Below are 15103 nucleotides of genomic sequence, written 5' to 3' on the forward strand. Positions count from 1 at the left end.
ATCGGGTTAAATGCCAGGCTTTGCCGGTCCAGAAGAAGGCGGTACGTTACACTGTTGCATTACTATCTCAGCGTATTGTCCAGATCATGAAATCGATTCCTCTGCTTTTGGTACTTCTGGTCCTGGCGGGTTGCGCCAGCGGTCCGCGAATCGACACCCGCCATCCGTCGGTGAACTTCGACAATCGTGTGCAGTTTATCGTGGTGCATTACACCACCGCCTCGCAGGAGCGTTCGTTGGCGCTGTTGACCCATGGCGAGGTCAGCAGCCATTACCTGGTGGGCGATGACAAGAGCGCCACTATTTTCAAGTTGGTGGATGAGAGCCGTCGGGCCTGGCATGCCGGGGAAAGCGAGTGGCAGGGCCGGACCTGGCTGAACTCAAGCTCGATTGGCATCGAAATCGTCAATCCGGGATTTCACGATACGCCTGCCGGGCGCGTCTGGTATCCCTACAGCGAGGCGCAGGTTCAGTCATTGATTTTCCTGATCAAGGACATCAGCAAGCGCAACAACATCAGCCCGCGAAACATCATTGGCCACAGTGACATCGCGCCGCTACGCAAGCTTGATCCGGGTCCGTTGTTCCCGTGGAAGCGTCTGGCCGACGAAGGGCTGGTGGTCTGGCCCGATGCCCAGGCCGTAGCGCGTCAGCAGGCGTTATTCGAAGCACAACTTCCGAGCATCACCTGGTTTCAGGAAGAGCTCGCGCGTCTGGGCTATACAACGCCGCAGACCGGTGAACTGGATGTGGCCACCCGGCATGTGCTGGCAGCTTTCCAGATGCACTATCGACCTTCACGGTTTGACGGTACGCCAGACGCGCAAAGCGCCGCGATTCTGCAGGTGCTCAACCAGACAAAATAATGACGCCCGCCCGACGGTCAGGGCTATTTTCTGATCAGTAGCTATAACTCATTGGTAATCCTTCGGATATTCAATGATGGCAGTCGCTGGCGAAACCCTGCGCAGTTGGTTCTATCGCCCTTGGTCTTTGGCGATACTAGCGGCTGCGCTGAGTGCGGCCTTGCTGTTGGCTGGCAGCCTCGGGGTGGCGCAGCGGCAGGTCCAGCAACGTGAAAGCGAACAGATGAATGCTCAGGGCGAACGCTTTCTGGAGCGTCTGGAGCAACTGTTCGGTCAACTGCGCGAAGGCCTGGATGACCTGGAAGCGCAGCCGTTGCGTAACTGTGATGCAGACATGATCGCGACCTTGCAGCAGGTCAGTTTCAATTACCGCTTCGTCTATGAAGCGGCCTATATCGATAGCACGCAATTTTGTTCGAGCCGACCGCGGCAGGATGGGCTTTCGGCAATCCGACCGCCGGACATCAAAGGGCCGACCTACAGTTATTGGCTCAACACCTCGACCGAGCCCGATGAAGACCGTGCAGCGCTGATGTTGGGACGCGGTAATTTTCGCGTCGCTACCTCCCGAGGGCATTTGACCGACATGGTTGATCTCACGCCCGGCAGCAGCCTGTTGGTAGTGGTCGATCATGGCGCTCGGGCGATCCCGGTACTCGGCACACCACAAGCCTGGCCACTCAGCGACCCTTGGTCGTCCTTCAGCAGTGAACCGTTGCAGGTCACGAAAACCCGGCTGATCTATCGCATGCCGACCAACAATCCCGAGTACCAGTTGGTGTTGATCAGCCCTCGAACCGCATCGCACCTGCCCACGCTGTGGTGGTGGCTGGTGCCGGCAAGCCTGGTGCTGGGCTTGAGCATTGGCGGTTTGGTGTTTTTGATGGCCCGCCAGCGGCAATCGTTGGGCGGTGAGTTGCAGGGAGCCCTCAAGCGGGGGGAGTTACAGGTCCTGTATCAGCCGATCTTCGATCTCAAGAGCCGTCACTGTGTCGGTGCCGAAGCCTTATTGCGCTGGCGCCGGCCGGACGGCACGCTCACCAGCCCGGACCTGTTTATTCCCATGGCGGAAGACTCCGGGCAGATCCGTCAGATCACTGACTTCGTGTTGCAGCGATTGCTTGAACAGCTCGGTAAGTTACTGCGCGCCAACCCGCAGTTGTATATTTCGGTCAACCTGGCGGCCTGCGACGTCATGGTGCCGCGGGTTGGCCAGGTCATGGCAGGCTTGCTGGCCACGCACCGGGTCGCTGCGCGGCAGATCGCATTTGAGGTGACCGAGCGCGGGTTGATCGATGTGGTGGTCGCACGGGAGAACCTGCAAGCGTTGCGCGATGCCGGGCATCAAGTGTTGATCGACGACTTTGGCACCGGTTATTGCAGCCTGGCTTACCTGCAAACCCTGCCAGTGGACTACCTTAAAATCGATAAGGCTTTCATTGATGCGCTGGGCCACGACGCCGCCAGCAGCGGCGTGGCGCCGCACATCATTCGCATGGCGCATGCCTTGCAGCTCAAGGTGATTGCCGAAGGTATCGAACATGAAGCCCAGGCCACGTTGCTGAGCAGTGAGGGAGTGAATTACGGCCAAGGCTGGTTGTTCGCCCATGCCTTGACCGCGACGCAGTTCATTGAACTGATCACCCGAGGCCGTCGGTTGGCGTCACGGCGGTTGGATGACGAGGCGTGATCGCTCGTTAGAGTGGCAGTGCCATATAGAACTGAGTGCCCTGCCCCGGCCGGGAATATACGCCCATGCGACCACCGTGCAGCTGCACGATCTCCTTGCACAGTGCCAGACCGAGCCCGGCGCCGCCCTTCTTGCGCCCGACTTGAACGAAGGGTTCGAAAATCCGCCCCTGCTGGCCGTAAGCGATGCCTTCGCCATTGTCCTCGACGCTGACGATCACCCTTTCGCCGTGCCGGCGAGCCTGCAAGCGTATCTGCCCATGGTGGCTGGTATGGCGCAGCGCGTTGTCGATCAGGTTGTCCAGCACCCGGTCGAGTTGCGCCTGATCGGCCTGCAGGCGCGGGAGTGGTGTGTGCACTTCCACCAGCAACTCGATGCTTTGCTCATTAGCCCGCTCGGCGAAACGCTCCTGTGCCTGCTCCAGCAGGTCATCGATGTTGCACGGCGCCAGGGTGAGTTTTTGTAGACCATTCTGATAACGCGAGAAGTTCAGCAGGTCGTTGATCAACTGCATCAAACGCTGCATTTCCTCATTCACCGTGTTCAACAGGTCGGCTTCGCGAGAGTCCTCGGTAAAGTGCGCGCGCTCGCGGAACAGGCCGAAGGCCATGTGCATGCCGGTGACCGGCGTACGCAGCTCATGGGAGGCACGCAGTACGAACTCGCTGCGCACCCGTTCAAAGGCCCGTTGCTCGGTGACATCGTGCAGCACCATGACGGCGCCGAGGATATGCCCCTGGGGATGAATGACCGGCGTCAGGCTGTAGGTCAACAGACGCGACTCGCCATCGACTTCGATGCTCAGGTCTTCAGGCGCACGCTCCAGCGTTCCGCCGCGCAGTACCGTTTGTAGTTGTTCATCGAGCTCTGGCCGCTGGAGTGCGGTGCCCAGGCCTTGGCCGAGGCGGCCTTCGTCCCAGCCCAATTGACGCTGTGCAACCGGATTAAGGTGCTCCAGTTGGCCCTGACGATCAATCATCAGCAAACCGTCATCGATGCTGTCGAGCACGGCTTGCAAGCGTTGCTGACCGGCGAGCAGTTCATCGACATTGGTTGCCTGATGCTCGCGCAAGGCTTCGGCCATGATCCCGAAGCGCCGGGTGAGCTGGGTCAGTTCCACCGCCGGGGAAATTGGCAGGGTGACATCGAAGTTACCCTGGCCGATGTTATCCGCGGCCTTGGCGAGTGCCTCGATCGGCTCACCGAAGCGCCGGGCGATGCCGTGAGCGGTGATGAAGCCGATGGCCAGTACTGCCAACCCGACCAATCCGAGCAAACCGGCAATCAGCAGTGCATGTTCGCGGGCATTGCGCTGGGTCTCGTCGATGTTGTCCAGGGCCTGTTTGTGTTCGGCAATAAGGCCGTTGCGCAGCACGTTGAACTTTTCGGTGAGGTCCCGATTGCCGGCGAGCTTGCCGGATGGTTCCTGCGTGAGGCTGAAGGCCTTGAGAAAGGACAGGTAGTCCGTTCGGGCCTGCTCGAAGCCGTGATGCTCGCCATTGAAACTGTTTTCATGCTCGATGCCTTGATCCAGCAGCTCGAAGTAGCGCCGTTCAGAGGATTCCAGTGCCTCAAGGTCGGGCTTTATGCTGAGCATGTTGATCAACTGATCGTCCAGGGTCTGGCGCAGCTTGAGTTCCAGGTCGAGGGTGATGAAGTTGTCGCGGATCAATGCTTCCTGATTACCGGCTATCTGCATCACGCTGACCAGCCCGAGTACCAGGCCGAGCAACGCCACGGTGATCAGTGCCGAGATACTCAGAAACAGCCGTGTGCGCAACTTCATCGCCAGCTTCATAAGGTGTTGCTCACAGGTTGTACTGCTTGCGTTTGCGGTACAGCGTCGAGGCGTCGATACCCAGGGTCTTGGCTGCTTGATCGAGGGTGCCGGCGCTGGCCAGTACCGCGCCGATGTGGGCTTTCTCCAATTCATCCAGGCTTAGCGCCGCTCCGATTCTGGGAGCGTTGCTGGTGGTTTGCTCGGCCATGCCCAAATGGCTGATCTCGACTCGCTCCTGTGGGCAAATGATGCTTGCTCGTTCGACCACGTTACGCAGTTCGCGGATGTTGCCTGGCCAGCGATAGCCGAGCAGCGCCTCGCGTGCTTCGTCGCTGAAGACACGAGCCGGCCGCGCGTATTCCTTGACGAAGCGTGCCAGGAAGCGCTCGGCCAGGGCCAGAATGTCCTCGGTTCGTTCGCGCAGTGGTGGCAGGTGCAAGGTGATGACGTTCAGCCGGTAGAGCAGGTCTTCGCGGAAACGACCGTCGCGAGTCATGTCTTCAAGATTGAGGTTGGTGGCGGCGAGGATTCGCACATCGGCGCGACGGGTCACCGGGTCGCCGACCCTTTCGTATTCCTTGTCCTGAATGAAGCGCAGCAGTTTGGGCTGCAGGGCCAGCGGGAAATCGCCGATCTCATCAAGAAACAATGTACCTCCGTCGGCCTGATTAACCCGGCCGAGGGTACTTTCGCTGGCACCGGTAAATGCCCCGCGGCTGTGGCCGAAGAGCTCGCTTTCCATCAGCTCGGTTGTCAATGATGGGCAGTTGATGGTGATGAAGGATTTCTTCGCGCGTTTGCTCCAGCCGTGAATGGCCCGGGCCAGTTCGCCTTTACCGGTACCGGATTCGCCGAGTATCAGAATATTGGCATCGGTGCTGGCGACCTGGCGGGCGGTTTCCAGTACGACTTTCATCGCCGGGCTGTGGGAATCCAGGCCATCGTTGGGTTTGCGGACTTCACCTTCGAGGGCTTCAAGGCGTGCCGAGAGCTGGCGCATTTCCAGTTGTTTGGCGGTGGCCAGGCGCAATTGGTCAGGGCTGCAAGGTTTGACCAGATAGTCGGCGGCGCCGGCCTGGATAGCATCGACGGCGGTGTCCACGGCCGAGTGTGCGGTGACGATCACTACGCGCATCCAGGGCGCCTGCACACGCATTTGCGCCAGGACGTCGAGACCGTTGTCTTCGCCCAGACGCAGGTCAAGGAAGCACAGGTCGAAGACCTGCCGTTGCAACAAGGCGTCGGCCTGGGCCGCGCTGTTGGCGGTGGCAACGCTATAGCCTTCGTCTTCCAGGCAGTAGCGGAAGGTGCGCAGGATGGCGGATTCATCATCTACCAGCAAAATGCGGCCTTGATGCTCGGTGGCGGATTCCATTTTTCCTACGCTCCTTAAATGAATGCTCTTAATTTAGTCTCGGAAAAATCGGGCAAGTTGCATGGTTTATTCTGGGCGCTTCTCATCAGAATGGGGTAGTTGTCTGTCGGGATTTATAATAACTGTATGATTTTAATAGTTTTTATTCTTTATCTGACGGCCTCGACGTTTTCCCGCCTCTTTTTCTGACATCCGTATCCCTTCATACATTCCAAAAATTTTCGATTTCCTGCAAATCGATCGTGCATTACGCACGATCTTCTGCGGGGCATCGTGCAGGATGCGTCCGAATGCACTTTGCTAATCAAGATATCTATTTGATTTTGTTGTGTTTATTTCTGTCCTGAAGCTGGCATGCAGGCTGCAACGGTCTGGTTAAGTCGGGGGCATTTTAAGAAGAAGCCCCCCTGACCAATAACCACCAGTGTGGGAGGAGTTTCGGATGAATCGCCAACGTGCCGCCCAATTGCGTATCTCGCCACTGTCTATCCAGCAAGGGATGTTTGCCGTGTTTGCCTTGTTGATCACCTTGATCGGCGGCCAGCAGTTCTTGCGCTGGGAACAAAGCCAGCAGCCAGAGGCAGCGATTGCGCCGACTCATCACTTGACCCAAACCCATTTCAGCGCAGTAGGCAGTCGGCCTGCTGGTGCAGCCTCAATGCGAATGATGAGTGTGGACCAGGCAGAACCTGGTGCCGTGGCGCTGCGTCAGGACCGTTGGGTGTTCTAGGTAACTGGCTCGGCGCGATGTTCATGTGCCGGGAATAGCAACACCTCTAAATAGAAGCGTAAGGAGAATCACCATGTTGAGCTGGGCGATTACATTTTTGATTATTGCCATTGTCGCTGCCGTACTGGGCTTCGGTGGTATCGCGGGCACCGCCACGGGTATCGCCAAGATTCTCTTTGTCGTGTTCCTGGTGATGTTTGTTGCTTCGTTCATCTTTGGCCGTCGTGGTCGAGGCTGATCGTGGGCATTTGCTTGAAGACAGACCCGAACGGGTAGCGGGTTTGAAAAACAGAAGGAGGTCAGCAATACCTCTTTCCTCTGCGCCCACCCGAGGAGGGTGCGCGCATGGCCAAGGGGCCGGGACGTTCTGATTGCTTCAGAATTGGAGTGACCTACGGGTACAGGGAGTACCCGCGCAAGGGCCGGGTCAGGACAAGCAGCGCCGCATATTTGACCGTCATTCATGACGTGACAAATCTGCGGCGTGCTTATATGTGCAAAGCATTGACCTAGAGCTGCCAAACCATTTTTATCGCTACCCCGGCCGGCAAAAAAACCATCGGTGTTCTTCACAAAACATTTCGCAGTGTTTCCGGGTGACCGTATATCGACAAATTTGGCGCTGATTGCTGCTCACTATTCACTACGGCGCGTAGGATTTTTCCTTGGTTTTTGTCCATATTCCGTTGCTCAAAAAACGATCAATCCCCTCTGCGATGGCCGGTTCACGGCACTTATGCCTGCCGAAATGTCGTATTCGAACCGGTTGGGACGGCGGTTTGCTTTGAAAAAGCTCATGCCGATTCGGCATAGGGTAGGCGTTTACGGCATTAGACGTCGCTCCTGTGCATCGGAATAGTTGCGCCTTTTTTATCTGCCAGAGAGCCGTAATTACGCGCTCCGGGCGACCTTATCCGGGGGCAGATGCACAGACTTTTCCGCCATTGGGCGTTCCAGTTTGTGCATCTTCCCGAGTCCATTTATAAGAAAAGGGTAATGATATGAAGAAGGCAAAGCTGAGCCTCGCTTGGCAGATCCTCATCGGTCTGGTACTGGGCATTGCAATCGGTGCGTTGCTCAACCACTTCAGTGCGGAAAAAGCCTGGTGGATCAGTAACGTCCTGCAACCGGCGGGCGATATCTTTATCCGTCTGATCAAGATGATCGTGATCCCTATCGTGATCTCCTCGCTGGTCGTCGGCATTGCCGGTGTGGGTGATGCGAAGAAGCTGGGGCGCATTGGTCTCAAGACCATCATTTACTTCGAAATCGTCACTACCATCGCCATTCTGGTCGGCCTGGTGCTGGCCAACGTGTTCCACCCGGGTTCCGGCATCGACATGAGCACCCTGGGCACTGTGGATATTTCCAAGTACCAGGCGACCGCGGCCGAGGTTCAGCATGAACACGCGTTCATCGAAACCATCCTCAACCTGATTCCATCGAACATCTTTGCCGCCATGGCGCGTGGCGAGATGCTGCCGATCATCTTCTTCTCGGTGTTGTTCGGTCTTGGTCTGTCGAGCCTGCAATCGGACCTGCGCGAGCCGCTGGTGAAGATGTTCCAGGGCGTCTCGGAAAGCATGTTCAAGGTCACTCACATGATCATGAACTACGCCCCGATCGGCGTGTTCGCACTGATCGCAGTGACCGTTGCCAACTTCGGTTTCGCGTCCCTGCTGCCGCTGGCCAAACTGGTGATCCTGGTTTACGTCGCCATCGCCTTCTTCGCCTTCGTAGTGCTGGGCCTGATTGCTCGCCTGTTCGGTTTCTCGGTGATCAAGCTGATGCGCATCTTCAAGGATGAGCTGGTGCTGGCCTACTCCACCGCGAGCTCCGAAACCGTGCTGCCGCGCGTGATCGAGAAGATGGAAGCCTACGGTGCACCGAAAGCTATTTGCAGCTTCGTGGTGCCAACCGGTTACTCGTTCAACCTCGACGGTTCGACCCTGTACCAGAGCATCGCGGCGATCTTCATTGCCCAGCTGTACGGTATCGACCTGTCGATCAGCCAGCAGTTGCTGCTGGTACTGACGCTGATGGTCACCTCCAAAGGTATCGCCGGCGTGCCGGGCGTGTCGTTCGTGGTTCTGCTGGCAACGCTGGGCAGTGTCGGTATTCCATTGGAAGGCCTGGCGTTCATCGCCGGTGTCGACCGCATCATGGACATGGCCCGTACCGCACTGAACGTGATCGGCAACGCCTTGGCCGTGCTGGTTGTCTCCCGTTGGGAAGGCATGTACGACGACGCCAAGGGCCAGCGCTACTGGAACTCCCTGCCGCACTGGCGCAGCAAAGAGAAGCTGCCGGCTGGCGAGGCTTCCCGCAACTGACAGTGCCCTCTGTAGGCGCCCCCCGCTCTTACAAGTAGAGCCAAACAAACCCCGGAGAAATCCGGGGTTTGTCGTTTCTGCCCACCCCGCTATCATTCGCGGCATCTTCTGGGGGATTTGACTGATGCTCAATGGCCTGTGGCTTGGCTTTTTCATCGTGGCGGCCGTTTCGGCACTCGCGCAGTGGCTGATTGGCGGCAATGCCGGGATCTTCGCGACGATGGTGGAAAGCATCTTCGCCATGGCCAAGCTGTCGGTCGACGTCATGGTGTTGCTGTTCGGCACCCTGACCCTCTGGCTGGGCTTTCTGCGGATCGCTGAAAAAGCCGGGATCGTCGACTGGCTGGCCAAGGCGCTGGGCCCACTGTTCCTGCGCCTGATGCCCGAAGTGCCGGCGGGTCATCCGGCCATCGGCCTGATCACCCTCAACTTTGCTGCCAACACCCTGGGGCTCGACAATGCCGCTACGCCGATTGGTCTCAAGGCGATGCGTGCGTTGCAGGAGCTCAATCCCAGCACCACGGTCGCAAGCAATGCACAAATCCTGTTCTTGGTGCTTAACGCCTCGTCCCTGACCCTGCTGCCCGTGACTATCTTCATGTACCGCGCCCAGCAAGGTGCGGCCGACCCGACGCTGGTGTTCCTGCCGATCTTGCTGGCGACCAGTTGTTCAACCATCGTCGGTCTGCTGTCGGTATCGTTCATGCAGCGTCTGCGACTGTGGGACCCGGTGGTGCTGGCCTATCTGATTCCGGGTGCGCTGCTGCTGGGTGGCTTCATGGCGCTGTTGACGGCGCTCTCAGCCACTGCCCTGGCGAGCCTGTCATCGATCCTCGGCAACCTGACGATGTTCGGGATGATCATGCTGTTTCTGGTGATTGGCGCGCTGCGCAAGGTCAAGGTCTACGAAGCGTTCGTCGAAGGTGCCAAAGAAGGCTTCGATGTTGCCAAGAACCTGCTGCCGTATCTGGTAGCGATGCTCTGTGCGGTGGGCGTATTGCGCGCGTCCGGGGCGCTGGACTTCGGTCTGGACGGGATTCGCCATCTGGTGCAGTGGGCCGGATGGGACACACGTTTCGTCGATGCCCTGCCGACCGCGATGGTCAAACCGTTCTCCGGCAGCGCTGCACGGGCGATGCTGATCGAAACCATGAAGACTCAAGGCGTCGACAGCTTCCCAGCGCTGGTGGCAGCAACTATTCAAGGCAGTACCGAAACCACGTTCTATGTGCTGGCGGTGTACTTCGGAGCGGTGAGCATTCAGCGTGCGCGACATGCTGTTGGTTGCGCACTGCTGGCGGAACTCGCCGGGGTGCTGGGGGCGATCGGGGTTTGCTACTGGTTCTTTGGGTAGTCCGCTATCTCTGTGGCGAGGGAGCTTGCTCCCGCTGGGTCGCGTAGCGGCCCTAAAACCTGTGATTACATTCTGTCTGGCACACCGTGCCCAATGGTTTGCGACTGCTTCGCCCGAGCGCGGACCGGCCGGCGGGAGCAAGCTCCCTCGCCACGGGTACGGTGCTGGCTCAGGGCTTCATGGTCGCAGTCTTCTGCCCCTGCTCTACCGTCCATGCAATCACCTGCGCCGTGAGCGTGTCACTGGCCTGACCAAACCCGGTCACCACTGCGGGCACCTTCACATCGCTCAATGGCTGGCGCACTTCGAAGCGGCGGCTGGCGAGGATCCGCTGGTCATTGCCACGCACCAGTAGCGCATCCAGGCTAATGACCACTTGCGCGGTGTTGCCTTGATATTCCGTCTGGAACGCTTGCAGGTTCCCGCCCAGTTCCAGATCCGTCTGCAAGTTGCTGTCGTCGGTACTGAGCCGCTGTACGCGGCCATCCTGGGCAAACCCGGCGAGCAGCCGATTGCGCAACAGGATCGGCGTAGGATCGCTCCAGCGCGAAGCCTTGTAGCTGCTGATCAGATCGCCTTGAGGGATCACGGCGATTTTTGCACTGTTGAGCACGTCGCTCGCCTGAGGTTTAGACAGACGTAGCGACCACTGCACCGAGTTGGCGTGCATCGATGACGCGGCGTTTGGCGCGACAGGCAAGCGGTAAACATCCAACGGGTCAGCCTTGGGTAAAATCGAGCAGGCACTGGTCAGCGCGAAACTCGCCAACAGCGCGCAGTGCGCAAAGCCGCGGTAGACAGGTTTCATGGCGTGAACTCCTTATCCTTGTCGCCGCCCAGCAAGTAACCACTGGGGTTGGAGTCCAGGCGACGAGAGATGGCACGTAACGAACTCAGGGTGTCGCGCAACTCACGTATGGCCGGGGCCAGGCTGTTGAGCCCCTGCATGCCGTTATTCAGCGCATCCTGATTGTCGGTCAGCAAGCTGTTGATGGTCGCGCTGCTCTGCTCCAGCGACTTCATGGCTTGCTCGGCACTGCCGACCATCTGTTTGCCTTGATCGTTGAGCATACCGTTGGCGTTGCGCATCAGCGCAGACGTCTGTTCCAGAGTGGCGCTGGCCTGTTTGCCTACCGACGCCAGTTGTTGCATGGCCTGGCTAAGATCCCCGCGCTGCTCGGCAATGCTTCCGGTGGTTTGCTCCAGGTTCTCAAGGGTTTTGCCCAGGCGGTCGACGTTTTCCGGCGACATCATCTGGTTGGCGCTATGCAGCAACAGGTTGACGCTGCTGATCAGGTCATCACTATTGTTCAGCAATCGTGAGATGGGCGAAGGAGAGGCAACAATCTCCGGTAAATTACCGTCCTTGCCGCGTAGCTCGGGGCTTTGTGGCGTACCCCCGCTGAGCTGGATGATCGAGGTGCCGGTAATCCCGGTCAGCGCCAGTTTCGCCTGGGTGTCTTCCTTGATCGGGGTTTCGCCACCCAGGCGAATCCGCGCCAATACCCGGCGCGGGTCTTTGGGGTCGAGGCGCAAACTCACTACATCGCCGACCTTGATCCCGCTGTACTGCACTGCACTGCCTTTGGACAGACCGCTGACCGCCTCGTTGAAGACGACCTCATAATCCTTGAACTCGCTGTCGACGCTGGACTTGGCCAGCCACAGGCCGAACAGCAATGCACCGGCCACCACCAATACGGTGAACAGGCCGATCAATACATGGTGGGCTCGGGTTTCCATGTCATACCTCGTTAAGCTGTGAAGCGGCTGAAAGCGCCGCACGGCCGCGTGGGCCGTGGAAGTATTCGTGAATCCACGCGTCGTCGGTTTCCGACACGGTGTCGATGGCGTCGGCCACCAGTACTTTTTTCTGCGCCAGCACCGCGACCCGGTCGGTGATGGTGTACAGCGTATCGAGGTCGTGGGTGACCAGGAAAACACTCAGCCCCAACGCATCACGCAACGTCAGGATCAACTGATCGAACGCCGCGGCGCCGATCGGATCGAGGCCGGCGGTCGGCTCATCGAGGAACAGGATGTCCGGGTCCAGCGCCAAGGCGCGGGCCAGCGCGGCGCGTTTGATCATGCCGCCGGACAGCGAGGCCGGGTACTTGTCGGCAGCCGACAGCGGCAGGCCAGCCAAGGCCAGTTTAACCGCCGCCAGATGTTCGGCGTCGTCGCGACTCAGGCCGGCGTGTTCGATCAAGGGCAAGGCGACGTTTTCGGTCACGGTCAGCGAAGAGAACAACGCACCCTTCTGAAACAACACGCCGAAGCGCCGCTCGACCAGTGAGCGTTCATGCTCCGTCAGGCTCGGCAGGTTTTTGCCAAACACCTTCACCATGCCTTCGCTGGGCTGGCGCAGGCCAACGATGCTGCGCAGCAACACCGATTTGCCGCTGCCTGAGCCGCCGACCACGGCGAGAATCTCGCCCTTGTACAAATCCAGGTCGAGGTTTTCATGCACGCTTTGGCGGCCGAAGCGATTGCACAGCCCACGGACTTCGATCACCGCCTCTGAGGGCGCACGGGGTAAACGACTCACCAGCCCATCTCCATAAAGAACAACGCGGCGACCGCATCGAGCACGATCACCACGAAAATCGACTGCACCACACTGGACGTGGTGTGGGCGCCAACGGATTCAGCGCTGCCACTGACCTTGAAGCCTTCCAGACAACCGATGGAGGCGATCAGAAAAGCGAAGATCGGTGCTTTGACCATGCCGACCAGAAAATGTTGAACGCCGATGTCCGATTGCAGCAAAGACAGGAACATCGCCGGCGAGATACCCAGCGATATCGCACAGACCACCCCGCCACCGACTATCCCCGAGAGCATTGCCAGAAAGGTCAGCATCGGCAGCGCTACCAGCAACGCCAACACCCGCGGCACCACCAGCAGCTCCATCGGATCGAGGCCCAAGGTGCGGATTGCGTCGATTTCTTCGTTGGCTTTCATCGAGCCGATTTGCGCGGTGAAGGCACTGGCAGTGCGCCCGGCCATCAGGATCGCGGTCAGCAGCACACCAAACTCACGCAGGAACGAGAATGCCACCAGGTCCACGGTAAAAATGCTCGCACCAAAACTGGCGAGTACCGTGGCACCGAGGAAGGCCACCACTGCACCCACCATGAAGGTCAGCAAGGCGACGATGGGCGCGGCGTCGAGGCCGGTTTGTTCGATGTGCGCGACCATTGGCGTGATCCGCCAGCGCTTGGGGCGAAACAGGCTGCGAGTGATGGTTTCCAGGATCAGCCCGACAAACCCCAACAGTTGCAGCGTGTCCTGCCAGACCGCATCGACCGCGCGCCCGATGCGGGTCAGCAGTTGAATGCCGACACTGATTTCGGGCTCTTTGATGGGGATGCAGAAGTCAGTCAGCGAGCAATAGACGGTTTGCAGCAGCGCGCGGTCGGCTGCGGACAGGCTGCAGTCGGGGTGCTCGGCGGACTTGCCGAGGCGTTCGGCACCGAGCAGCTCGACCAGCAGCGAGGCACCGGCGGTGTCGAGCGCGCCGAGGCCGTTGAGGTCGATGGGGGTTCGGTCGTCGTACTGACCTTTGAGAGTGTTGCTCAGGCGTTTGAGGTCGGCGTAATGGACAAGCGTCCAGTCACCCGTGACCCGCAACCGCGCAGGGGTGTTCGAAGTATCGAGTTGGGCACTGCCGGCAATTGTGCTGCTCATAATCTCCGTGCTTGTTCGACTGATACGCAGTGCTACGTAATAGCATGATCCCGGCTATTTTGCCTCGCTCGGCGTCGTGCCGTTTTGGCTGGCGTCGGTCACCTCAAAGCGCAGTACGCCGATCACCTGACCGTCTTCAGTCAGTACCCTTACTTGCCAGTCGCCTGCCGGGTTGCCGGGGAAGTTCTGTTTATGGCTCCAGGCCCGGTATCCTTCCTTGCGCCCGCCGTGGATATCCAGTGCGATGCGGTCGACCTCTTGGCCGTTGAACTGCCAGACGTGATAAATCCGCTCGTCGAGCCCGCGCGGTGCATTGATCGCGGTGTAGGCGTACAGACCATCAGGGCGCAGTTGGGCGACGCTGACTTCATTGTGGCTGTCGCCGGGTGTACGGTCTTGTAGTTGTGTGCTGATTGCCACTTGCGTCATCCACAACGTGGCCGGCGGCACCCAGGAACGCAGCAACCAGCCGGCGCAGCCGATGGCCAGGGTGATGCTGAGCACGCTCAGGGCGCCGCGGATCGTGCGAATCGGAAAGATCGACGCCAGGCTTGGAAAGGACAGCAGCATCGCGGTGCCAAGAGCCAGTTTGAAACTCTGGGCGGTGGTCAGGTTCAGGATGATCGGCAATGCCGTCAGCAGCGCGGCAAACAGCGTCAGGGTGTGCATCGCCAGGAACAGCCAGCGGCGCGGCGCCAGCCATTTGTAATACAGCGGGTCGGTGATCGAAACCAGCGCCGCCGCTCCGAGTAGCCCGGTGAACACCAGTTGCCCACTGTTCCAGGTGGTAGTGATGAAAAAGAACGGCAAGACGAAGAACAGACTTTCCTGATGAATCATCTGCGTCGCATAGCGCAACAACGGCTGCGGGATCTCACGCTTGAAGACTTTGGTGAACAGCTCCGTCAGGCTGTTTTCCAGCATCAGCCAGAGCCAGCTGACCAGCATGATGGTTGCAATCCAGGTTGCCAGGCTTTGTTGGCGGTCGACCAGAATGAAACTGCAGACCCCTGAGATGAAGCCACCGAGCGCAATGACCCCGGGGTAGCGCTTCATCAGTTCGAGGATGCGCGTTACGTAATGGGTCAGGATAGGCATTCGGTAGTTCGCAATTGTCGTGGGAAAAAACCCCGACAGGATAACGCTGGCACAGTGATGTTGCGAGGAGCCACTGTGTGACCGGGTACAGCAACTGTGGCGAGGGAGCTTGCTCCCGCTGGGTCGCGAAGCGGCCCTAAAAACTGCCAGCGCGATTGCGAAAGTTGAACTCCAGCGACCGTTTGCG

General features: G+C 59.1%; 13 protein-coding genes. 6 read left to right on the forward strand and 7 right to left on the reverse strand.

The genetic code is table 11. The features are described from left to right. Positions 1–86 precede the first annotated feature (86 nt). On the forward strand, positions 87–866 hold the full coding sequence (locus tag AABM55_RS00430; protein WP_347928524.1) for an N-acetylmuramoyl-L-alanine amidase: 780 nt from the start codon (positions 87–89) through the stop codon (positions 864–866). A 76-nt stretch (positions 867–942) separates the two neighbouring features. Further along, positions 943–2556, forward strand: coding sequence for an EAL domain-containing protein (locus AABM55_RS00435; RefSeq protein ID WP_054598211.1), 1614 nt, complete (start codon positions 943–945; stop codon positions 2554–2556). 7 nt (positions 2557–2563) lie between these two features. Here the strand turns inward: AABM55_RS00435 and AABM55_RS00440 are convergent, their stop codons facing one another. Beyond that, a complete protein-coding gene (locus AABM55_RS00440; RefSeq protein WP_347928525.1) occupies positions 2564–4354 on the reverse strand; it encodes an ATP-binding protein in 1791 nt (596 codons plus the stop codon). 10 nt (positions 4355–4364) lie between these two features. Then, on the reverse strand, positions 4365–5711 hold the full coding sequence (gene algB / locus AABM55_RS00445; protein WP_054594956.1) for a sigma-54-dependent response regulator transcription factor AlgB: 1347 nt from the start codon (positions 5709–5711) through the stop codon (positions 4365–4367). A gap of 442 nt (positions 5712–6153) precedes the next feature. Between algB and AABM55_RS00450 the strand changes: the two genes are divergently transcribed. From AABM55_RS00450 to AABM55_RS00465, 4 genes are all read left to right on the forward strand, one after another. Next, positions 6154–6441 (forward strand): hypothetical protein, encoded by a 288-nt coding sequence (locus AABM55_RS00450; RefSeq protein WP_054594957.1) that lies wholly within the window; start codon positions 6154–6156, stop codon positions 6439–6441. Positions 6442–6514: 73 nt separating this feature from the next. Continuing rightward, the gene (locus AABM55_RS00455; RefSeq protein WP_019694493.1) at positions 6515–6679 is read left to right on the forward strand and encodes a DUF1328 domain-containing protein; all 165 of its coding nucleotides are present in this window, start codon (positions 6515–6517) and stop codon (positions 6677–6679) included. Between the two features lie 763 nt (positions 6680–7442). Continuing rightward, entirely contained in the window at positions 7443–8774 is a 1332-nt protein-coding gene (gltP, locus tag AABM55_RS00460) for a glutamate/aspartate:proton symporter GltP (protein WP_054594958.1), read from the forward strand. Positions 8775–8898: 124 nt separating this feature from the next. Continuing rightward, entirely contained in the window at positions 8899–10128 is a 1230-nt protein-coding gene (locus AABM55_RS00465; RefSeq protein WP_054594959.1) for a nucleoside recognition domain-containing protein, read from the forward strand. Between the two features lie 169 nt (positions 10129–10297). On the opposite strand, the gene AABM55_RS00470 is transcribed toward AABM55_RS00465, so the two are convergent. The 5 genes from AABM55_RS00470 to AABM55_RS00490 are packed head-to-tail and all read right to left on the reverse strand — an operon-like array spanning position 10298 to position 14916. Further along, positions 10298–10936 (reverse strand): ABC-type transport auxiliary lipoprotein family protein, encoded by a 639-nt coding sequence (locus AABM55_RS00470; RefSeq protein ID WP_347928526.1) that lies wholly within the window; start codon positions 10934–10936, stop codon positions 10298–10300. Continuing rightward, positions 10933–11871 (reverse strand): MlaD family protein, encoded by a 939-nt coding sequence (locus AABM55_RS00475; protein ID WP_054594961.1) that lies wholly within the window; start codon positions 11869–11871, stop codon positions 10933–10935. The genes AABM55_RS00470 and AABM55_RS00475 overlap by 4 nt, the downstream gene beginning before the upstream one ends. Position 11872: 1 nt before the next feature. Next, a complete protein-coding gene (locus AABM55_RS00480) occupies positions 11873–12676 on the reverse strand; it encodes an ATP-binding cassette domain-containing protein (protein WP_347928527.1) in 804 nt (267 codons plus the stop codon). Then, positions 12673–13818, reverse strand: coding sequence for an ABC transporter permease (locus tag AABM55_RS00485; RefSeq protein WP_347928528.1), 1146 nt, complete (start codon positions 13816–13818; stop codon positions 12673–12675). Before AABM55_RS00485 ends, AABM55_RS00480 begins: the two co-directional genes overlap by 4 nt. A gap of 54 nt (positions 13819–13872) precedes the next feature. Next, the gene (locus AABM55_RS00490) at positions 13873–14916 is read right to left on the reverse strand and encodes a DUF5924 family protein (protein ID WP_054594964.1); all 1044 of its coding nucleotides are present in this window, start codon (positions 14914–14916) and stop codon (positions 13873–13875) included. Between the last annotated feature and the right edge of the window lie 187 nt (positions 14917–15103).

Origin of the sequence: Pseudomonas helvetica (assembly GCF_039908645.1) — a bacterium.
In the GTDB taxonomy this organism is placed as follows: domain Bacteria; phylum Pseudomonadota; class Gammaproteobacteria; order Pseudomonadales; family Pseudomonadaceae; genus Aquipseudomonas; species Aquipseudomonas helvetica.

Excerpts from the sequence above, each read along its gene's own strand:
- AABM55_RS00455 (WP_019694493.1), top strand. The coding sequence starts at position 6,515 with ATGTTGAGCTGGGCGATTACATTTTTGATTATTGCCATTGTCGCTGCC.
- AABM55_RS00430 (WP_347928524.1), top strand. The coding sequence starts at position 87 with ATGAAATCGATTCCTCTGCTTTTGGTACTTCTGGTCCTGGCGGGTTGC.
- gltP (WP_054594958.1), top strand. The coding sequence starts at position 7,443 with ATGAAGAAGGCAAAGCTGAGCCTCGCTTGGCAGATCCTCATCGGTCTG.
- AABM55_RS00485 (WP_347928528.1), bottom strand. The coding sequence starts at position 13,818 with ATGAGCAGCACAATTGCCGGCAGTGCCCAACTCGATACTTCGAACACC.
- AABM55_RS00435 (WP_054598211.1), top strand. The coding sequence starts at position 943 with ATGGCAGTCGCTGGCGAAACCCTGCGCAGTTGGTTCTATCGCCCTTGG.
- AABM55_RS00465 (WP_054594959.1), top strand. The coding sequence starts at position 8,899 with ATGCTCAATGGCCTGTGGCTTGGCTTTTTCATCGTGGCGGCCGTTTCG.
- AABM55_RS00470 (WP_347928526.1), bottom strand. The coding sequence starts at position 10,936 with ATGAAACCTGTCTACCGCGGCTTTGCGCACTGCGCGCTGTTGGCGAGT.
- AABM55_RS00440 (WP_347928525.1), bottom strand. The coding sequence starts at position 4,354 with ATGAAGCTGGCGATGAAGTTGCGCACACGGCTGTTTCTGAGTATCTCG.
- AABM55_RS00490 (WP_054594964.1), bottom strand. The coding sequence starts at position 14,916 with ATGCCTATCCTGACCCATTACGTAACGCGCATCCTCGAACTGATGAAG.
- AABM55_RS00450 (WP_054594957.1), top strand. The coding sequence starts at position 6,154 with ATGAATCGCCAACGTGCCGCCCAATTGCGTATCTCGCCACTGTCTATC.
- algB (WP_054594956.1), bottom strand. The coding sequence starts at position 5,711 with ATGGAATCCGCCACCGAGCATCAAGGCCGCATTTTGCTGGTAGATGAT.
- AABM55_RS00475 (WP_054594961.1), bottom strand. The coding sequence starts at position 11,871 with ATGGAAACCCGAGCCCACCATGTATTGATCGGCCTGTTCACCGTATTG.